The sequence below is a fragment of the Ilyomonas limi genome (genome assembly GCF_005233845.1).
In the GTDB taxonomy this organism is placed as follows: domain Bacteria; phylum Bacteroidota; class Bacteroidia; order Chitinophagales; family Chitinophagaceae; genus Ilyomonas; species Ilyomonas limi.
On sequence record NZ_SZQL01000012.1, the window covers coordinates 95,487 to 115,452 of the forward strand.

Annotated in this window: 19 protein-coding genes; 7 read left to right on the forward strand and 12 right to left on the reverse strand. The window is 40.9% G+C overall.

Features of this window, described 5'->3' with window-relative positions; translation table 11 throughout:
* Positions 1-5: 5 nt before the first annotated feature.
* The gene (locus tag FC093_RS15005) at positions 6-800 is read left to right on the forward strand and encodes a hypothetical protein (RefSeq protein WP_137262618.1); all 795 of its coding nucleotides are present in this window, start codon (positions 6-8) and stop codon (positions 798-800) included.
* Here FC093_RS15005 and FC093_RS15010 read toward each other — a convergent pair.
* Entirely contained in the window at positions 773-2,023 is a 1,251-nt protein-coding gene (locus FC093_RS15010) for a 3-deoxy-D-manno-octulosonic acid transferase (protein ID WP_137262619.1), read from the reverse strand. The two genes, FC093_RS15005 and FC093_RS15010, sit on opposite strands and share 28 nt — an antisense overlap.
* A 405-nt stretch (positions 2,024-2,428) precedes the next feature.
* Between FC093_RS15010 and FC093_RS15015 the strand changes: the two genes are divergently transcribed.
* On the forward strand, positions 2,429-3,370 hold the full coding sequence (locus tag FC093_RS15015) for a DUF4349 domain-containing protein (protein WP_137262620.1): 942 nt from the start codon (positions 2,429-2,431) through the stop codon (positions 3,368-3,370).
* Positions 3,371-3,497: 127 nt separating this feature from the next.
* On the opposite strand, the gene FC093_RS15020 is transcribed toward FC093_RS15015, so the two are convergent.
* From FC093_RS15020 to FC093_RS15035, 4 genes are all read right to left on the reverse strand, one after another.
* A complete protein-coding gene (locus FC093_RS15020; protein WP_137262621.1) occupies positions 3,498-4,145 on the reverse strand; it encodes a class I SAM-dependent methyltransferase in 648 nt (215 codons plus the stop codon).
* A gap of 142 nt (positions 4,146-4,287) precedes the next feature.
* Positions 4,288-5,403 carry a Gfo/Idh/MocA family protein gene (locus FC093_RS15025; protein WP_137262622.1) on the reverse strand — a complete coding sequence of 372 codons (1,116 nt, stop codon included), beginning with the start codon at positions 5,401-5,403 and terminating at the stop codon, positions 4,288-4,290.
* A 323-nt stretch (positions 5,404-5,726) separates the two neighbouring features.
* Positions 5,727-6,500, reverse strand: coding sequence for a polyprenol monophosphomannose synthase (locus tag FC093_RS15030; protein ID WP_137262623.1), 774 nt, complete (start codon positions 6,498-6,500; stop codon positions 5,727-5,729).
* A gap of 78 nt (positions 6,501-6,578) precedes the next feature.
* On the reverse strand, positions 6,579-7,349 hold the full coding sequence (locus FC093_RS15035) for a 3'-5' exonuclease (RefSeq protein WP_137262624.1): 771 nt from the start codon (positions 7,347-7,349) through the stop codon (positions 6,579-6,581).
* 218 nt (positions 7,350-7,567) lie between these two features.
* Between FC093_RS15035 and FC093_RS15040 the strand changes: the two genes are divergently transcribed.
* Complete coding sequence (locus tag FC093_RS15040; protein ID WP_137262625.1) at positions 7,568-7,849, forward strand: DUF721 domain-containing protein; 282 nt, start codon at positions 7,568-7,570, stop codon at positions 7,847-7,849.
* Positions 7,850-7,953: 104 nt separating this feature from the next.
* On the opposite strand, the gene FC093_RS15045 is transcribed toward FC093_RS15040, so the two are convergent.
* Both FC093_RS15045 and FC093_RS15050 read right to left on the reverse strand, forming a co-directional pair.
* Positions 7,954-9,075: a BT_3928 family protein gene (locus tag FC093_RS15045; RefSeq protein ID WP_240743319.1), complete on the reverse strand. Its 1,122-nt coding sequence runs from the start codon at positions 9,073-9,075 to the stop codon at positions 7,954-7,956.
* Between the two features lie 35 nt (positions 9,076-9,110).
* Positions 9,111-9,653: a DUF1599 domain-containing protein gene (locus FC093_RS15050; protein WP_137262626.1), complete on the reverse strand. Its 543-nt coding sequence runs from the start codon at positions 9,651-9,653 to the stop codon at positions 9,111-9,113.
* A 231-nt stretch (positions 9,654-9,884) separates the two neighbouring features.
* Between FC093_RS15050 and folP the strand changes: the two genes are divergently transcribed.
* Complete coding sequence (gene folP, locus FC093_RS15055) at positions 9,885-10,715, forward strand: dihydropteroate synthase (RefSeq protein WP_137262627.1); 831 nt, start codon at positions 9,885-9,887, stop codon at positions 10,713-10,715.
* A 135-nt stretch (positions 10,716-10,850) separates the two neighbouring features.
* Here the strand turns inward: folP and FC093_RS15060 are convergent, their stop codons facing one another.
* Positions 10,851-11,879: an FKBP-type peptidyl-prolyl cis-trans isomerase gene (locus tag FC093_RS15060; RefSeq protein WP_137262628.1), complete on the reverse strand. Its 1,029-nt coding sequence runs from the start codon at positions 11,877-11,879 to the stop codon at positions 10,851-10,853.
* Between the two features lie 138 nt (positions 11,880-12,017).
* Positions 12,018-13,028 (reverse strand): DHH family phosphoesterase, encoded by a 1,011-nt coding sequence (locus FC093_RS15065; protein ID WP_137262629.1) that lies wholly within the window; start codon positions 13,026-13,028, stop codon positions 12,018-12,020.
* Between the two features lie 262 nt (positions 13,029-13,290).
* On the opposite strand from FC093_RS15065, the gene FC093_RS15070 reads away from it, so the two are divergent.
* A complete protein-coding gene (locus FC093_RS15070) occupies positions 13,291-15,315 on the forward strand; it encodes a KUP/HAK/KT family potassium transporter (protein ID WP_206106583.1) in 2,025 nt (674 codons plus the stop codon).
* Between the two features lie 498 nt (positions 15,316-15,813).
* On the opposite strand, the gene FC093_RS23795 is transcribed toward FC093_RS15070, so the two are convergent.
* The 3 genes from FC093_RS23795 to FC093_RS15075 form a co-directional block, all read right to left on the reverse strand.
* A complete protein-coding gene (locus tag FC093_RS23795) occupies positions 15,814-15,966 on the reverse strand; it encodes a hypothetical protein (protein WP_170971106.1) in 153 nt (50 codons plus the stop codon).
* Between the two features lie 36 nt (positions 15,967-16,002).
* Positions 16,003-16,071 (reverse strand): DUF6364 family protein, encoded by a 69-nt coding sequence (locus tag FC093_RS24615; RefSeq protein ID WP_394347973.1) that lies wholly within the window; start codon positions 16,069-16,071, stop codon positions 16,003-16,005.
* 113 nt (positions 16,072-16,184) lie between these two features.
* Positions 16,185-17,813 (reverse strand): ABC-F family ATP-binding cassette domain-containing protein, encoded by a 1,629-nt coding sequence (locus FC093_RS15075; protein WP_137262631.1) that lies wholly within the window; start codon positions 17,811-17,813, stop codon positions 16,185-16,187.
* Between the two features lie 351 nt (positions 17,814-18,164).
* Between FC093_RS15075 and FC093_RS15080 the strand changes: the two genes are divergently transcribed.
* Entirely contained in the window at positions 18,165-19,217 is a 1,053-nt protein-coding gene (locus FC093_RS15080; RefSeq protein ID WP_137262632.1) for an ATP-grasp domain-containing protein, read from the forward strand.
* Positions 19,207-19,902 (forward strand): LysE family translocator, encoded by a 696-nt coding sequence (locus tag FC093_RS15085; RefSeq protein WP_170971107.1) that lies wholly within the window; start codon positions 19,207-19,209, stop codon positions 19,900-19,902. Before FC093_RS15080 ends, FC093_RS15085 begins: the two co-directional genes overlap by 11 nt.
* Positions 19,903-19,966 lie beyond the last annotated feature (64 nt).

Sequence of the window (19,966 nt, forward strand, 5' to 3'; positions counted from 1 at the left end):
ATTGCATGGAAAGAGTGGGCGCTTTTATAAGCAAGCTGCAGGAGCAATATCAACAACAGGCTGATAACAGAACTTTATTAGTTACCGTTCAAATGTTACTTGCTGAGCTGCAACAGGATGTAAACGCTAACCGTACCAATAAAAAAGTAGCGGTGGTAATGCCGCATGTACCAACTGTTGCTGCAAATCCCAAACCTGTACCTGAAGAGCAACCCACACCTGCCCCGGTACCCGAAATACCGCAACCTGCACAGCCGGATATACAACCAGAGCCGGAAGCGCCTGCCGAAATACCAATGCCAGCACCACCCGAAGCACCGGAAGAACAACCCAGCGAAATTCCGGAGCCGCCTGCAATACCTTCTACTCCCACTTATGGATTAAGGGCTGCTAATCCTGCTTTTTTTATGCCGGATGAAGTACCTACACTGGCGCAGCAGGAAGATAAAAGCAGTAAGGAAATTTACCAGTTGAGCTCGCAGGAAGATGGGGAAGAGGTGAGTCTGAATGATAAACTAAAGGTGAATAATGCACCCGAACTTGCCAGCAAACTACAGGATGAACCTATCCGCGATTTAAAAAAAGCCATTAATATCAATGATCGTTACCAGTTTATCAGCGAGTTGTTCAGGGGTGACGAAACGATGTATGAGCGCAGCATAAAAACTATTAATTCTTTTAACATTTACCAGGAAGCGAATTATTGGATACAGCGCGAAATGATTTATAAATTGGGTTGGGATGATAATAATCCTATCGTTAAGCACTTCAATCAACTGGTTAAAAGGCGCTTTTCCTGAATGTACTGAATGACTTTACCGGTAGCGCCTGCATTACCCTGCACATAGTGCAGCGAGGCAGCGCAAGACTGTGCATATTGTTCTTCGTTGCTGAGCAATTCATCTAATACTTTTTCCAGTTCTAAGGCATTTTCTATACTGTAAGCGCCACCTGCTTCTATCAGCTCGCCGGCTTCGGGAAATTTATCGTGCACCGGGCCAAATAAAACGGGTTTTGCAAACACTGCCGGCTCCAGAATATTGTGAATGCCATCGCCGCCAAAAGCACCGCCAACATAACAAATGGTTGCATATTTATACAAGCGGCTAAGCATACCAATGTTATCAATTAGTAATGTATTAATGCCTGCCGTGTTGTGCGCCTTGCCTAAATGCGAGTAGCGTACGGTATGCTTATATAAACGTTCACATTCTTTCAACCGTTCCTCGCTAATATCATGCGGTGCAATAATGAAACGCATATCAGGATGATGAATGACAAAATGGTCTAATTCTTCATCATCTTCCGTCCAGGTGCTGCCCGCAACTATCGTTTTTTTACCGGCACAAAAAGCTTCAATAAGTGGCACCGGTTCAAAGTTTTGTGCAGTGGCTAATACACGATCAAAACGGGTATCGCCGCTTACACCCGCGTTGGCTATGCCAATAGATTGCAGCAGTTGCAATGCTTTGGGTGTTTGCACAAAAAGGTATGTAAAATAGCGCAACATGCGGCGGTAAAAACCACCATATTTCTTAAAGAAAATCTGGTTTTCTCTAAACAATCCCGATACAAGCAGCAAAGGAATATCGCGCTTGCGGATGGCTTTTAAATAATAAAACCAGAACTCATATTTCACAAACACCACCAGCGATGGACGAACGGTTGTTACAAACCTTTTGGCATGTAGCGGACTATCCATTGGCAGGTAACAAATAAAATCGGCCAGCTTATAATTCTTTCTTATTTCGTAGCCCGAAGGAGAGAAAAACGTAACCAGGATTTTGTGTCTTTGATACATGGTTTTCAAGCCTTCCAAAACCGGTCTGCCCTGTTCAAACTCGCCTAATGATGCGCAATGAAACCATATTACGGGCGCGGTATTGCTTTTAAAATAATGATACACATCTTCCATTACATCTTTTCTGCCCCGCACCCACAGCTTTGCTTTCTTATTAAAAAGGGAAAGCACGCGCGCTGCAACCGGGTATAATGTTATAAACAGGTAATAGAACGGTCTCATTTTACAATATTACTATTATCTGCTGATGATGGGCAGGTTGATGTATAAGTGCTATCAGTACTGTTCCTTTTGGGCATTTTATTTCTCTTTAAAAAAATAATGCAAATGCAATATAAGCTCGTTAATCATCTGCATTATTCTGTACAAGCAGTTTTTAGTTCAGCAAAAAAATCTCAGAACAGCGGGTTACATTTTTACAGCAAAAGTTATCAACTGATACAGATGTCTGCCTTTATTTATTCATCATTTTAATACAACTGTATGACTTCGTAAAGCCCTGGTGCTGCTCAATTGCGGCCTTCTTCTGCACGTATATACTTTAATAAAAAAAGAAAAATTCACTTCTTTTTTATGTAAATTTTCTCTCACTTCATCTTATTTATTAAACACTTTTAATCAACTTTTATGAAACTACCTTTTTACAGTGTAGCTGTGATAGCTATGTGCTTACTTGTTGCCTGCAGCAGCAATAGTAATAAACTAAATGAAACTGCCGATTCTGCTGAAGGTGCGTCAATACAAGATGTAACGTTGGCTGCTCCTGCTCCGCCACCTACAGCAGGAGAGGAAGAAAAGGCTAATAATTTTTCCGGTGAATTTAGTGTGGTATCTGCCGATACAATCAATCAAAGAAGCAGTGTAGCCAATCCTGATATATTACATGCCGGCAATCCGACAACTGAAGACTGGGACAAAAAGATTATTAAAACAGCAAGACTAACATTGGAATTGAAAAACTATACTACTTTCAATACAGCTATACATGATAAGCTAAAAAGGTATGGCGCTTACATAGCCGGTGAGCAGCAAACAGAGAGCGATGCACGTATTGAAAATATACTCACTATAAAAGTGCCTGTAGTCTTATTTGAAAGCCTGATGAATAGTATAGGCGGCGATGGTATAAAAGTATTGGAGAAAAACATCAGCACCGAAGATGTAACCGGCGAAGTAGTAGATATAAAAGCACGTATAGAAGCTAAACAACAGGTGCGCGACAGATATCTGGAGCTGCTAAAACAGTCTAAATCAATGAAAGATATACTGGCGGTGCAGGAAGAAATAAATGGCATACAGGAAGACCTGGAGGCAGCTTCGGGCAGGGCTTCCTATCTGTCGCACAGTGCTGCGTACAGTACCATTAATCTTACGTATTATCAATATCTCAATGGTAACAGCGCAGATACTGCCGAGCCTTCTTTTATTACTAAAGTAGAAGCAGCTTTTGCTACCGGTGGTACAATAATTACCAATATCATTTTATTCTTTATCTCGGTATGGCCGCTGGTACTAGCAGGTGGTATATTACTATTGTATGTGAAAAAATGGAAGCTGAAAAAAGCATAATGGACTTTGTATTTTACTGCGAAGGAAGAGAAGCTTTTTTCTTTATTTATGCAGGATCAATTGAAGTAGAAAAGTAAGTAATAAACAGCCGACATTTGCAACTGCATTGTGTAGCATTTTAGCTGTTCTAACTATTGGTTTTATACACAAGTATCCAGTAATACTTCAAATGAATAAAATTTACTTCACTTGCAACTTTTTCTAACTTATTTTTTATAAATGTTTCTGTTGAAAAATTTTTAAGTACCAGGTGCGTAGAGCCATCAGCTAATTGTCTCTTCTGAAAAGTATTACCTGCTGCATCGGTATGTGTGATGGGTAAATTACTGCCGGTTACAAAATTATTATCCATAAAAACAACCGTTCCACCAGGTGCAACACAGCATTGGATGGTTGCGATAAAAGTTGGTATTTCCTGCAGTAAAATATGACTCCAGATAAAGCCGCCAAATAAGCTATTGTATGGTTGAGCAGTTTGATATTGAAAAAAATCAGCCAGCTCAAAAGAGACATTGGCTTTAGCATAATGCTTCTGTTTTGCTATATCAATTACAGATTGGTTAATGTCTGTTGCATGTATTGCAGAAGCAACGGCAGCTATTTTCTCTGTCCAAAAACCAGTACCACAGGCAATTTCCAGTACTTGTTTATCAATGAAAATGTTTTGCAGAATAGTAGTAGCAGTAGCTATATCTTGCTGCCGCTCCGGCTTATGATAAATGCTTTCGTAATCGGTTGCCCGTTGCTGATAATAATCAACTAAGCTGGTATTCATGCAGGCAGGACTATTTTCTGTTGAGTTGTTCTTTTATAATGCTTTTTCTCTCATTGCAGCGAATAAAAAAAATAGCGTTTTCGCAGCGATACCTGTTTTCGCTGCGAAAACACTATTAACTTCCGTTTTCCACGGTAGAAAATTACAATTTCAATGGTACTTTTTTAGCCAGTTTCACTGCTTCATAAATGGCATCAATAATTTTTAAATCTTTCACTGCTTCTTCGCCATCCACCGGGATAATGGGCTGTTTCCCTTCCAAAATAATCTGTGCCATTTCATCCATCTGCACCGTTTGATGTGTTACAACCGGCTGATTGATTTCCCCTTTATTAGTTCGTCCCTGAATGGGTCCATATCCGGTAGCCGGGTATAGTTCTGCCCAGCCATTTAATCCATCCAGGAAAAAACGGTCCAAATTATTCATTGCATAGGTGGACAGGCAGGAGGCTACCGCACCGCTTGGAAAACCCAGTTGAAACTGGATAGTTTCATCAATCCCTTCTTTAAACTTTTCCGGGTTTGTTTTTGTTTCTTCTGCCGTTACCCACACCGGCTCTTCGCCTGTCATATACCGGGCGCCATTAATAGAATAGATGCCAATATCCATCATAGCGCCGCCACCGGAGAGTGCTTTGTTCAACCGCCATTGCGTAGGATCGCCAATTACAAAGCCCGATAAGCCCTGGAAGAATGTAATCTTACCAAACTCACCCGCTTTACGCATACGCACTATTTCGAGTGTATGTGGCTCAAAGTGCATACGATAGCCAACAAGCAGCTTTACGTCTGCTTTTTTACACGCATCCACCATTTCCTGTCCTTCTTTAGCATTCACTGCCATTGGCTTTTCGCATATTGCATGCTTGCCTGCTTTTGCTACGCGTATAACTGCATCGTGGTGCAATGCATTGGGTGTAATGACATACACAGCATCAATATCGGGGTTGTTTTTTATTGCATCATAATTTTCGTAATTGTAGCAGTTCTTCGCCGGTATATTGTATTTCTGTTGCCAGTCGGTCAGTTTAGAAGGGGTACCACTGATAGCGCCAACCAGTTTAGCCCTTGTACAAGCCTGCATGGCATTGGCTACCCGGGTGCCATAACCGCCCAAGCCCATAATGGCTACACGCAATATAGGACCATCGTAAGGCTTTTCTTCCAAATGGGATGATGCGGCAAAGGCTTGGTTCATAAAGAAAAAAGCAGGCGTAGCTGCGGTCATTGTTTGTAGAAATTGACGACGCGATTTCATAAGTGTTGAGTGGTGTTTTAAATGATGTTTTCAGATTAAAAAGGCAAACAGGAAAAGGAACTATAAAAATAAGCGTATCTGCACATTATCAGCATTAAAACAGCATTATTTGTACTTTTTTGAACCACAGCGGCATTCAACAACACCGCGTACCCTAAAGATGAGTATAGAACATGCTCTGTGGCGTGCTGTGATTTCCTGTGCTGCTATGGTTTAAAAAATAAAAAGGTTCCGAACCTTTTAAAGCTCCGAACCTTTTGTTATATCCTGTTAAATCCTATTTATTCAATAATTTCATAAATCACAGTTCAGATACACCCCGTTCAGCATTCCTGAACCGGCGCTGCTGCAACCAATGTTTTATTGCCCACCTTGCGACGGTAATTTTTAAACACACTTTGCCATTGTATTTTTAGCACGCCCAAAATTCCTTCCTTCAAAATCCCTTTCGACATTTTGCTAGTGCCATGCTTACGATCGCGAAAAACAATTGGCACTTCTACAATTTTAAAGCCCAGCTTCCACGCGGCAAATTTCATTTCTACCTGAAAGGCATAGCCTACAAATTGTATTTCATCAAAATTGATCGTGTCTAATACCTTTCTTTTATAACCAACAAACCCTGCAGTCGGGTCGTTCACCGGCATCCAGGTAATCATTCTGGTATAAATGGCACCACCGCGCGAATACACATGCCGTATAAGAGGCCAATTTTCTATATGACCATCTCGTACGTAGCGGCTGCCAACGGCTACATCGGCACCGTTTTTACAAGCTTTGTACAGCCTGTCCAGGTCGGCCGGATCGTGCGAAAAATCGGCATCCATTTCAAAAATGTATTCGTAGCCGCGGGCAAGCGCCCATTTAAAGCCATGAATATAAGCTGTGCCCAACCCCAGTTTGCCTTTGCGTTCTTCTATAAACAGGCAATCAGGATATTCACCGAATAAATCTTTCACCATTTGCGCTGTACCATCGGGCGAGCCATCATCTACCACCAACACATGAAAATGCTGTTGCAGTGCAAATATGACGCGGAGTATAGCAACAATATTATCTTTTTCGTTATATGTGGGTATAATGATTAATTTTTTCAAAGCGGCGGCAAGAGGTTTTGATGGAAAATTACATTTAAATTGTCTATCTTAGGCAGGCAGCTAATTAAAAATGCTTCTTTAAACTTTTTTTAGCAAAGTACGGTTGAGAATCTCGGTGAGTTTCTGTTTCGTATGCATTGTAAAATCGCCTTTCATCATCCAATCGTAATATTGTGGTTCCTGCTTTAACACTTCCACTACCGTTCTGCCTTTGTGCTTACCAAAATTGAATACTTCTACACCATTTACCTTGATGAAACGCCGCGAAAAATCTACCATATCTTCTTCGCCGCAAAACTTGCAGATTGTTTCTAACGTATTGCCAATGTGCGGATAACGCTCTAACTGTGCTTCTAATATCTCCCATGTTGCCAGCGCATCCGATTCGGCACTGTGTGCATCTGTAAGGTCTTTGCCACAGTAAAATTTATAGGCAGCCGTAAGTGTACGCTGCTCCATCAGATGGAAAATTTTTTGCACATCAATGAGTTTGCGCCCTTCTACACTGAACTGTAAACCGCAACGCAAAAACTCTTCTATCAGCATCGGAATATCAAAGCGGTTACTGTTGTAGCCGCCAATATCGCAAGGCTCCAAAAACTGTTTTATTTCATTGGCAATCTGTTTAAAGGTGGGTGCCCCTTTTACCATGTCATCCGAAATGCCATGAATGGCATAAGCGCCTTCGGAGATAGGCATTTGCGGGTTGACGAGCTTGCGCTTGACTAGCCGTTCCCCATCGGGCATTATTTTGATGATAGCAATTTCTACTATCTTATCGGTTGACAGATTCAAACCTGTCGTTTCTAAATCAATAAAAGCAACCGGACGTTGCAGCAGTAATCTCATCCAAAAAATTTTTAGTTGGAAAAACGAAAATAAGGCAGAAAATAATTGTGGAAATTGTTTTAATAAAAATAGGATTTATTAATGATTTATAGCAAGTGGCGAATATATTTTAGTGCACGTATTTATTTGATGCGGATGTGAATGCAACCTTATTATTCGTTATTTTTTCAAAAATAAAAATCTGCTTTCAACTAATAAGTGCACACTACCTTTGTTGCATGTCTGAATATCACATTGGCGATGCCATGAAGGCATTTCTCAACAAGAGCAACCTTAAAAATGGTGTGCGTGCCGTGCAGATAGAAAATGTATGGACCGAACTAATGGGTAAGACCATTGCTAAATACACCGATAAAATTCAGATTATCAACAACACCTTATTTATCACCACCTCCATTGGTCCGCTCAAGCATGAGTTGCTTTTTCAAAAGGATAAAATTATACAACGTGTAAACGAAGCTTTGGGCGAAAATGTGATTAAGGAAGTGGTGATTCAGTAAGAATTGTGAATTGTCAACTGTGAATACTATTAATTCCTTTTAGGATATAGCGTTTTTACATCTGCTTTTCCCACTTACAGCTCACCATTCACAAATTTGCCATCTCACAATTCCTCCAGCCTTCTTATGAGTTTATCGCTGTTTGCATAGCTTACCTTTTGTTTCACTACCGGTCCTTCCATCACAAAATAAGTTCCGTTTACACGTGCGGCGGTCTTTATTACTGTTGCATCGCATTGTAAGATATTGGCTTGCGGCAGCAATTCTTTTGCCAGTTCGGGTAGTGAGGTTATTACAAATAACGGCATGTTTTTCTGTTTGCATATAGCCACCACTGCCTGATAATTATCGCCCTGCTCATTCCAGTTGCCAAAATTTTGTACAAACAGCAGCACATAATGTGGTAGCTGCAAAACGGCGGCTAACGTATCCTTGCCGTTAGCAGTTTTCAAAGAAAAATCGGAGATAGGCGGCGTATCGTTTCCTTTTCTTATCAGTTTTTCATAACGGTCAACATACTGGTAAACACTATCGTTAAAATCTGCAGGAAAATGGTCCTGGTCAAAGCGCACCTCTTTGCCCTCTTTTTTATATACGAATTCCAGTTGTGTACTATCGGGCACGCTGCCTTTGGGAGGTTGCATTTGCTCAATAAGATTGTTGCCAACGCGGTAAGGCAAGCAATCTAAAACGGGCAAATAAGTAAGCACGTATGTTTCAAACAGCGAAACACCAACCACCGTAAATAACAGTATGAAAACGGGAAAGGTCATTCTGCCGGAGACCTGGGGTATTCTATTGCGGTAGATAAATATTATAATAATCAGTACCAGCAATATAATATCTTTTATAAACGATTGTAATGGCGTGAGCGGCACACAATCGCCAAAGCAGCCGCAGCTTCTAAACTTACCGGAATAAGTGGCATAGCCGGTTAAAAAGGTAAAAAATATAATGAGCAACAGCAGCAGCCAGCTAAATAGTTTTACGCGCCAACCAATAATAATGGCAACACCTGCCAGCACTTCAAATACATTCATTGCCAGCGATAACGGTAAGGCATAATCATTCAGGAACGTGGTGTGCCATGCATCAAAAAACTCCTGCATTTTATAGCTTAATCCCAGCGGATCGTTGGCTTTTATTAAGCCCGAAAAAATAAATAGAATACCTACTACCCAGCGGATGATGAGTAATACTGTATTCATAGTTTTTGATGTCTTCATTCCAAATAATGTTTCATTTTGAATATTGATTCCCTTTATGCCTTGCCTTCGCTGATGAGTATCAAGGCAAATGCAGCATAATTAATAATGTCCACATAGTTCGCATCTATACCTTCGCTGATGAGCGTTTTACCATCGTTTTGCAAAATCTGTTTAATGCGCAATAGTTTTACCAATATCAAATCTACCATGCTTTGCTGGCTCATATCGCGCCATGCTTCTCCATAGTCATGATTTTTAGCGAGCATCGTTTCTTTGGCTACTTGTATTTGCTGGTTGTACAAATTAACAGCTATATCCAATGGTACATCTTCTATGGCTGGTGCTTGTTGCAACTGAATTAACCCAATTACTGCATAGTTCAAAATACCTTTAAATTCACCGGGTATATCATCGCTTATCATTTGCTCTTTTACTTCCTGTATGGTGCGGATGCGTAAGGCTTTTATAAAAATCTGATCTACTACCGATATAGTGCGAAGCACCCGCCACGAAGTGCCGTAATCTATTGTTTTATTTTTAAAAATATCTCTGCAAGCTGCGACTACTGTATCGTACTGACTATTGGTTTGCGACATGTGATTGTATTGCTCAAAATTATTATAAACGCGAATGGTGCGAATGTATGAACACAACTGAATCGAATTACACGAATTATATATCTTGACTACGCGAATTGCACGAGCGGGAAAAGAGAATAGTTGTTATTTTATAAGTAAACAAGAGATTCTCCGTGTTCCTCTGTGTGCTTTGTGCCGCTGTTGTTCAAGATAGGTTCGTATTATTACAAAATAAAGTAAAAGCAACCAATGTTTACACTCAATTGCAATGGAAGACTATTAATAATTGATAAGCCAATTGTCATGGGCATCATCAATACAACACCTGATTCCTTTTTTGCCGGTAGCCGTAAATCTGGCGTAGATGCGGCTTTGGAGCAGGCAGCTAAAATGTTGCAGGATGGTGCAACGATACTGGATATTGGCGGGCAAAGTACGCGCCCAGGCAGTACTTTGATAAGTGAAAATGAAGAACGCGACCGGGCATTGCCGGTGATAGAAGCAATTGCCAAAGCTTTTCCGGAAGCATTTATCTCTGCAGATACTTTTTATGCTGCTGTTGCAAGGCAAAGCATAGCTGCAGGTGCAACAATTATAAATGATGTAAGCGGTGGAACAATGGATGAAGGCATGTTGCAAACCGTTGGTACATTACGTGTGCCTTATATATGTATGCACATCAAAGGTACACCGCAAATAATGCAGCAATATGCCAGCTACGAAAATGTAGTAAAAGAAGTGCTGGATTATTTTATACAAAAACTAAGTGCGTGCAAAGCTGCTGGCATTCATGATATAATAGTAGATCCAGGTTTTGGCTTTGCTAAAAACAATACGCACAATTTTCAGCTGTTAAAACATTTGCATACATTTTCTATATTACAAAAGCCATTGCTTATCGGGCTTTCGCGCAAAGGCACTATACAAAAAACATTGAATATACCGGCTGCAGACGCACTTAACGGCACTACTGTTTTAAATACTATTGCATTGCTCAACGGCGCACGCATTTTGCGTGTGCACGATGTAAAAGAAGCAGCAGAAGCAATTAAACTGCTGGAAGCATATCAAGAAAGTTGACAGAAAGAGGAGTGTAGTTGAATGAGAGTTGACTGTCGTTGGTTGTTTGATGACAAAAACAATTATCAGAGGATATAATGAAAACAAAAGCGCCTTGCGAAACCGCAAAGCGCTTTTGTTTTGTCAATTGTCATCTTATTTCTTCTGCTCAGGTGCTGCCTGTTGTGGCTGTGCACCTTGCTGTTGTTGTCTTTGTTGTTGCATTTGCTCCTGCAATTGCTTCATTTGTTCCGGGGAAAGATTGCCAAACGGATTGCCACCTTGTTGTTGCGGCTGTGCAGGTGGTGCATCTTTTACATCTACTACTTCAATATCAAAAATCAGGTTTGCATTGGCAGGGATATCCTGTCCGGCACCACGCATACCATAACCTAATGTAGAAGGAACATAAATTTTTCCTTTACTGCCTTTGCTGAAATAAGGCAGTGCTTCGTCCCAGCCCTGAATAACACGGCGAGTGCCTACTACTACCGGAATAGGATCGGTATGACCTTTTGAAGTATCCATATTGGTATCAAACACGGTACCTCCGTCCTGAAGATAACCCCGGTACATTACCATCGCCAGCTTGCCCGAATCAGCTTTCAGGTTAGGATCGCCGGGCGTAGTAATTTCTACAAAAGCGCCATTCCTAGTGCGTTGTGCTTTTATACCTTTTTTGTTCAGGTAGTCTTCTATACTGGCAATTTCACGGGCTTTTTCTCTCTCCATTTCTTTATCCATGTCATTTTTTGCCAAATCCTGTGTAGCAAAAGCACCTAATATCGACAACTTGCCTTTAATCTGTCCATTGCGCGTAAAAATGCTGTCGTAGTCAGGTATCATACCACGGTTTTTAAGCGTATCAATGCTCATGGTAAACTCTACGCTATCGCCAACTTTAAGCAGCGGAAACAACTCGATAAAAGTATATTCAGTGTTTTTGCCGGTATCTACAGGTGTATAACCAGGAAATTTGCCATATGTAGTGTTAAGGATAGAATCTTTGGGCGACAGCTTAAATTCTACATTAAACTTTACGATCTGTCCGGGTACTACCGACTGACCGCCCTTGGAAGACACTACCTTGTACGGAAGTCCCGATTTGGTTTTATCGTAATTCACCTTACAGGCTGCGGTGGAAAGCAGGGCTAAACCAGCCACTGCAAAGATTACATGTTTCATTTGTACTTTTTGTTTTTGATGCCGGATGTTTTTGCGGTACCAGATTTTTTATACCTTAACATCCTTTAGCTTTTTTATTTATTGTTTATGAATACGTTTTATGGCAATAAGATAATGGTATAAGAACAGGTGGAAGTGTTAATTGTTAAGTTGCTCTTCGTATTGCTTTAATACCGCTTTAAAATGCTTTACATTATTTTCCAGTGTATCGCTGCTTCTGCCGCCGGCTGCATTTTTGTGCCCGCCGCCTTCAAAGTGGAGGCGTGCAAAAGCATTTACATCAAAGTTGCCTTTGCTGCGAAAGCTCCATCTTCGTTCTTCATCCCGGTCTATCAGCAGTGCGCCAAGCTTAATGCCTTCTATCGAAAGCAGGTAATTAACCAAGCCTTCTGTATCGCCGGTTTTTATATCAAATTTTATTAAATCGCTTTTAGGGATCGCCATCATGGCCGTATTGTATTCATACAATACATCCAGTTTGTTGAGCAATGCATTGCCAATGAAGCGCAAACGGTTCTCTAAAAAATTATCGTAGATATGCTCGTGAATAACAGTATGATTTAATCCCAACTCTTTAAAATGCGCTACCATTTTATGTACCGATGCAGTAGTAGAAGGAAAGCGGAAAGAACCGGTATCAGTCATTACACCGGTATATAAGCAGGCTGCTATATCAAGGTTGATGTTGGCAGTATAGCCTGCTTCTACAATAAAGTCGTACACCATTTCGCAGGTAGAGCTTTTGTAGGGGTTGCTAATGCCGTACGAAAATTCATGTGCTTCCGGCAATTCGTGATGATCTATCAATACCTTAACAGCCTTACTGTTGCGCAAGGCATGTTGCAGGTTTTTGGTGCGGTGTAAGGCGTTAAAATCGGCACAATAAATTACTTCGGCAGTGCTTATAATGCGGGCAGCTTTTTCGCGGTGGGCTTCAAAATCGATCACCTTATCACAGCCGGGCATCCACTTTAAAAAATCGGCCCAGTTGGTTGGTGAAATCACCGTTACCTCCTGACCAAGCTGTATTAAAAAATGATACAATCCCAGTGCGGCACCCATTGCATCACCGTCAGGCTTCTGGTGCATGGTAACAACAACTTTGTGTGACCTGGAAAGTTGTGGATAAAATTCAGTAATTGCCTGCATACGTCAAATGGCGGCAAATTTGAGGGTTTATAAGCATACGGGGAAATAAATATTCTTTATAAAGTATTAAAAGAGGGTTGGCACGAAAGGTGAATGATGAAAGAACGAACATGCTTGCATCATAAAAAATATACAGCAATGCTAACAGATGATAGTTGAATAGCGAGTCCAAAAGGTGCATGAATTATAGTACAGAATTGCGCCAATTTTGAATAAACTAAGTATTATCATATACCTTTGACCACTGATTAATTAAATACTTGTGGGTAAGCACATTAATAAGGTTACGCTCGCTGGATTGGTAGTGGCATTAGGAATAATTTACGGCGATATAGGAACGTCTCCGCTTTACGTGTTAAACGCAATCGTTAATGGGCGCGTTATAAGCGAACTGCTGGTATTGGGTTCGCTTTCTTGTATCTTCTGGACATTGACACTCCAGACAACCATTAAATATGTAATCCTTACTTTGAAAGCCGATAATAGGGGGGAAGGTGGGATTTTCAGCCTTTATGCTCTGGTGCGGCGGCAAAAAAAGTGGCTGGTATTGCCGGCGATGATTGGCGGTGCGGCTTTGCTGGCAGATGGTATGATAACGCCACCTATTACCATTACTTCGGCTATTGAAGGGTTGGAGATTATTCCACGCTTCGAGAACATATCCCAGTCGGTGATTGTTGCCATTGTACTAAGCATTATGGCAGCACTCTTTTTTTTGCAGCAGTTTGGTACTTCTTTAATAGGCAAATTGTTTGGACCTATGATGCTGGTGTGGTTTCTGATGCTGGCAGTACTGGGGCTGATGCATCTGAGCGACGACTGGAGTATTTTCAGGGCTTTTTCGCCGCATTATGCCATTGAACTATTAACGCAATATCCGCAAGGCTTTTGGCTGCTGGGCGCTGTGTTTTTGTGTACCACGGGTGCCGAGGCGTTGTATTCGGACTTGGGACACGTGGGGCGCGACAACATCCGCATTACGTGGGTGTTTGTAAAAATATGCCTGATACTCAATTATTTTGGACAAGGCGCATGGTTGCTTACGCAGGAAGGAAAACTGTTTGTGCAGAAAGATTTAATGGCCGATGCAGTCTTTATGGCGGCCAATCCTTCTGCCATTCCGCTTAAAAGCGTGTTTTACTCCATTATGCCCGAAAATTTTCTTTATATCGGTATTTTCATTGCCACGTCTGCGGCAATCATTGCCAGCCAGGCATTAATCAGTGGTTCGTTTACACTGGTGAGCGAGGCATTACGCCTGAACCTGTGGCCGAAGATGAAGATAAATTATCCTACTGAAGAAAAGGGACAGCTGTTTATACCCGGTATCAATACTTTGTTGTTTATTGGTTGTAGTGGTATTGTATTATATTTTCAAACAGCCTCCCGCATGGAGGCAGCTTACGGACTTGCCATTACTATGTGCATGATCAGCACCTCTATTTTGTTTGCCAATTACCTTGTAGGACAGCGTACCTGGCGGGGCTGGATCTATCTTTACTTATTGGTTTATCTTTCCATTGAAGTTGGTTTTTTAATCGCCAACCTGTTAAAATTTCCACATGGTGGTTTTGTAACACTAATTGTTGGCGGTGGGCTGTTTGTAGTTATGTACGTGTGGTTCAGGAGTCGTAGGATTAAAAACCGTTATGTTGAATTTGTACGGATGGAGCATTATATACCCATGATTCAGGAACTGAGTAATGATAAAACAGTTCCTAAATATGCTACACACCTGGTGTATATGACCAGTGCCAATAACCCTAAGGAAATAGAGCATAAGATTATTTATTCCATCCTTAACCGAAAACCAAAACGTGCTGACATTTATTGGTTTGTGCATGTGGACGTGCTGGACGATCCTTATACCTGCGAGTTTGTGGTGGATCATATTATTCCAAACGATATTATACGGGTAGAATTTCGCCTTGGCTTTAGGGTAGAGCAAAAGCTGAGCCTGATGTTTAGGAAAGTAGTGGAAGACCTGGTAAAAAATAAAGAAGTGAATGTAACGAGCCGTTACGAAAGCCTGGAGCGTAATAATGTGGTAGGCGATTTCCAGTTTATTGTAATGGAAAAATTCTTGTCCAACGATAATGAATTGCCTTTTATTGAAAAGCTCGTAATGCGCCTGCACTTCTGGATAAAAGAAATAAGCCTTAGCGAAGAAAGAGGTTTTGGATTGGACCCAAGTGTAGTAGCAGTAGAAAAATTCCCACTGATTGTTTCCTCTATTACCAGCCTGCCGTTAAAGCGGGTGTTTAATAATGCAGAAGAAGGAGTGTAGGAAAAGGAATGAATTGATTTTTATTTTGATAAATAGAAGCATTTTGTTATCAGTTGCTCCTTATGGTTAAGGCATTTGTTTACCTGCCACGTATTTCATAAAGAAATTCTTGCTGTTCAACACTTCCATATCGGCAAAGTAAAAATCGTCTGTGTTTTAGGTGATAATACAACGGCAATTACTTTACTTGGCTGAATAATATTCAAGCCCGTCTTCAAAGTCGTTAATAGCAGGATTGCTAATTGCCTGCATTGTTGCTTCTTTTCCTGTATTTGTAATATTTATATGGCTGCACAACAAAGCAATTTTTTGCTTGGCAACTAACTTTGCGTTTAAATTTCTTTTCAGCAAAGTAAAATGTGATGGCAAGGCATACCGGCGAAGTAAATAACTGGAAGCGCAGCGAATCTGAAAGGCTTAAAATACGGGAAGTATAGATAAACAGAGGATACTCTTTATTTACGACCGATACAAGTATGTTGGCATCAATAAAAAGGTTCATTTTGCAGCAGAAAAGTATTCATTTTTCCATTCTTTTCTGCTTTTCTGTTGGGTAAGGTAAATGCCTTTACCTTCTGCAAGTTCATTCATCCAATCGGCAATTGGATAATCTTCCAAAGAATTAGTAGAAGTGGACGTAACTTTTTGCAATAAGAACTCAACCAGCTTTGATAAGCTAACATTGTTTTATGCCGCGAACTCTTTTGCCTTGTTAATAATGTCCTTATCTAAGTTCAATGTGATTTTACTATCCATAACACACTATTACTAAACAAAAATACTACTATTACGGCAGGAATTTACTGTACGTAATAGTAGTATTTAATTATAAAAGTTATACGGAATGCAGTTGTACTTTAATGTTGCGCTTATTTATACATCTCCTCTCTCAACTGCTGCACACGTGCATCTTCCATGTATTCATCGTAAGTCATCAGCCTGTCTATAATGCCATTTGGTGTCAGCTCAATAATTCTGTTGGCAACAGTTTGCACAAACGTATGGTCATGGCTCGTAAGCAATACAATACCGGGGAACGACTGGCAACCTTCGTTAAAGCTTTGAATACTTTCGAGATCGAGGTGGTTGGTTGGCTGGTCGAGGACAATAAGATTGGGATTTTGCAGCATCATACGGCTTATCATACAGCGCACTTTTTCGCCACCACTCAGCACATTTGTCTTCTTCATAATATCATCGCCGCTGAATAACATCTTACCCAAAAAGCCACGCAAAAAAGGCTCGTCGGCATCGGTTACGTGCGGTGGTACAAACTGGCGCAGCCAATCCATTAAGGTTAGCCCTTGTTTGAAAAATTCACTGTTTTCTAATGGTAAATAAGCCTTTGTAATGGTAGTACCCCATTCATATTTACCACTATCGGGCTGCAGGTTGCCATTAATAATTTCGAAAAAGTTGGTCACTGCCAGCGGATCTCTGCTTAAAAAGGCAATTTTCTCGCCTTTGTTGATACTGAAAGTAGCTTTATCAAACAGCTTTCTGCCATCGGCACTGCTGCTGGCGAGCTGCTCCACATTCAATATCTGGTTGCCTACCTCACGCAAAGGCTGAAAAATAATGCCCGGATATTTACGGTTAGAAGGTTCAATTTCTTCAATGGTTAATTTTTCCAATGCCTTTTTACGGCTGGTTGCCTGTTTACTTTTAGAAGCATTGGCACTAAACCGTGCAATAAAATCAAGCAATGCCTGGCGTTTTTCTTCTACCTTTTTATTCTTATCATTTATCTGGCGCGCCATCAATTGGCTGCTCTCGTACCAGAAGGTATAGTTGCCGGTAAACACCTTTATTTTACTTCTGTCCACATCGGCCACATGCGTACATACCTGGTCTAAAAAGTGACGGTCGTGGCTTACAACCAGTACAATATTTTGATAATCGGCCAAGAAATTTTCGAGCCAGCCAATAGTTTCAATATCCAATCCGTTGGTAGGCTCATCAAGCAGGAGGATATCGGGATTGCCAAACAACGCCTGTGCCAGCAACACGCGCACTTTGAGGTTGGCTGGGATGTCTTTCATCAGGCTTTGGTGGTATTCTTCTTTCACACCAAGGCTGCTTAGAATAGTGCCCGCATTGCTTTCAGCCTCATAGCCGCCCATCTCACCAAATTCGGCTTCCAGTTCACCGGCTTTCATGTAATCATCTTCGGTAGCATCGGGGTCGGTATAAATAGCATCTTTCTGGTGCATTACTTCCCACATCTTTTTATGCCCCATCATCACGGTATTGAGCACCGTTTCGTTATCAAACTCAAACTGGTTTTGCTTTAGCACCGCCATGCGCTCGCCCGGCGTTATCTCTACTGTACCTTTATTGGGCTCTATATCTCCGCTCAGTATCTTTAAAAAAGTTGATTTACCTGCACCGTTGGCACCAATCACACCATAGCAATTGCCATGCACGAAATTGATGTTTACTTCGTCAAATAATACGCGCTTGCCGTAAGCAAGCGTTACATTTTTTACACTTATCATGGGCTTAAATCTTTCAAATTTTTCAGGGCGCAAAAGTAGAACGAAAGGAGCAGAAATAAAAGCGATTTATATTTAGTAGCAATTGCTTATGATTTGCATTCAGTTAATGCTAACGGGGTTTCGGACACTGTGAGCATTTTAGTTTGAAGTTGTAAGCCTTGCTGACTACGGAATATGCGACGCAGGGGACGCCTCGTAGTAGTGCAGCCTGTTACCAAAAAAGGTGTTTACTATCAGCTATATCAGGCTGTTATCAGCAGTTATCATTATCAATGAAGCAGCTTTAAGAATCTTTATAGAAGTAATCTCCTTTCTTTCTCTCTATTTTTGCCAGCTTATAAAATTAATCGTTTGAAACGCTTCTGGCAGCAATTAACGCATTGGGAACTATGGCCGTTTTATGTTATTTACATGCCATTGAGTGTTGTTTGGTTGTATTATTCCATCCGGGCAGGCGCGCTCTGGTTTTGCTCCAATGTAAATCCTACGCTTGAATTTTCGGGCTTTCAGGGCGAGAGCAAACGCGAGATGTACGACCAGTTGCCAAAGCATCTGTACCCGGCTACTATTTATGTATCACCCAACGTGCCGCTGCAGCAAATAAAAGTGCAAATGACAGCAGCCAACATTACTTATCCGTGTGCTGCAAAGCCCCAGGTGGGAATGCAGGGGCTACTGTTTAGAAAAATAAACAACGATCAGGAACTTGCTGAATATCACAGGCATATACCGGCAGCTTATTTAATACAGAGTTTGGTGGAGCTGCCTATGGAATTCAGTGTATTTCACATACGCTATCCTGGCGAGCAAAAAGGAAAAGTAACAGGTTTTATTCTGAAGGATTATCTTTCTGTAACTGGCAACGGGCAAAGCACTTTGTTGGAATTGATTAAGCACGATGAGCGTGCATGCTTCAGGGAAGAAGAGATGCGCCTCCGTCATGCTGCACATTTAGATGAAGTGATACCTGCGGGTAAAAAGTACTTTTTGAGTATTGCGGGCAATCACAACCGTGGCGCGCGCTTTATAAATTTAAGCCATGAAATAGATGATAAACTGTGTGCCGTATTTGATACCATCAGCAATGAAAACGGGCATTTTTATTATGGCCGTTACGACCTCAAATGCACGTCTGTTACCGATCTCAAAGAAGGTAAAAATATACAGATTTTAGAGTTTAATGGCACCGGCGCCGAGCCTAACCATATTTATGATTGCGGTATGCGTTATACAAATGCTTTAAAAATAATTGCACACCACTGGCACGATATGTATCACATCAGCAGGATTAATTATAAGAGCGGAATTCCTTACTGGAGTTATTGGGCAGGCAGAAAGCATATAGTAAATGCCGACCGTTTTTTTGCGGAGCTTAAAAAGGCAGATATTGATTTTGAGTTCTGATCATTCTATGTTGTTTCATTTATCATTGCATTTTTTCGGTTTTAATATGGATGTGTTATTAACCTTATTATTAGGTTTGCTGGTAAGTTTTCTTGGGCAGTTGCCTTTAGGAAACTTAAATATTATAGCTACGCAAATAGGGCTGGAAGAAAACTTTAAAAAAGCATGGCTGTTCAGCATAGGCGCAGCTATCGTGGAAATGATTTACCTCCGTATTGCCTTATCGGGCATGAACTGGGTAGTAGCACACCAAACTTTTTTTACCATACTCAACTGGGTGGCTATTTTGTTATTCCTCACGCTGGGCATCCTTAGTTTTACAATGGCCCACAAACAAGCCGCTGATAAAAAAACAATTTTATTAAACAACAAAATTAACCGTTTTGTATTGGGCGTAACTATGAGTGCCGTAAATCCGGTGCAAATTCCTTTTTGGTTTACGTGGGGAATTACTTTGATTAATGCCGGTTTATTATACCCCAATAATCTTGATTACAATATGTTTACCATTGGTGCTGGTACCGGTACTATTGCCGGGCTTGCCGTGTATATACATGCCGGAAACCGGATAGCAAAAAAACTAAAAGCCAGCAATAAAGGCATGAATAAATTTATGGGCGCTGTTTTTATTTTTACTGCTCTGATACAATTGTATAAAGTAGTGATTGTGCCAATGATGAAGTAAGCTCGCGGGTTGAGGGGTTGGAGTTAAAGTTTAAGGCTTAATGTTGGGGAGGCATTTTGCTATA

Bases quoted from the DNA above. Each gene is read 5' to 3' on its own strand.
- FC093_RS15040 (WP_137262625.1), top strand. From the start codon at position 7,568: ATGTCTGAATATCACATTGGCGATGCCATGAAGGCATTTCTCAACAAG.
- FC093_RS15005 (WP_137262618.1), top strand. From the start codon at position 6: ATGGAAAGAGTGGGCGCTTTTATAAGCAAGCTGCAGGAGCAATATCAA.
- FC093_RS15020 (WP_137262621.1), bottom strand. From the start codon at position 4,145: ATGAATACCAGCTTAGTTGATTATTATCAGCAACGGGCAACCGATTAC.
- FC093_RS15060 (WP_137262628.1), bottom strand. From the start codon at position 11,879: ATGAAACATGTAATCTTTGCAGTGGCTGGTTTAGCCCTGCTTTCCACC.
- FC093_RS15050 (WP_137262626.1), bottom strand. From the start codon at position 9,653: ATGTCGCAAACCAATAGTCAGTACGATACAGTAGTCGCAGCTTGCAGA.
- folP (WP_137262627.1), top strand. From the start codon at position 9,885: ATGTTTACACTCAATTGCAATGGAAGACTATTAATAATTGATAAGCCA.
- FC093_RS15010 (WP_137262619.1), bottom strand. From the start codon at position 2,023: ATGAGACCGTTCTATTACCTGTTTATAACATTATACCCGGTTGCAGCG.
- FC093_RS15065 (WP_137262629.1), bottom strand. From the start codon at position 13,028: ATGCAGGCAATTACTGAATTTTATCCACAACTTTCCAGGTCACACAAA.
- FC093_RS15025 (WP_137262622.1), bottom strand. From the start codon at position 5,403: ATGAAATCGCGTCGTCAATTTCTACAAACAATGACCGCAGCTACGCCT.
- FC093_RS15075 (WP_137262631.1), bottom strand. From the start codon at position 17,813: ATGATAAGTGTAAAAAATGTAACGCTTGCTTACGGCAAGCGCGTATTA.
- FC093_RS15015 (WP_137262620.1), top strand. From the start codon at position 2,429: ATGAAACTACCTTTTTACAGTGTAGCTGTGATAGCTATGTGCTTACTT.
- FC093_RS15045 (WP_240743319.1), bottom strand. From the start codon at position 9,075: ATGAAGACATCAAAAACTATGAATACAGTATTACTCATCATCCGCTGG.
- FC093_RS15035 (WP_137262624.1), bottom strand. From the start codon at position 7,349: ATGAGATTACTGCTGCAACGTCCGGTTGCTTTTATTGATTTAGAAACG.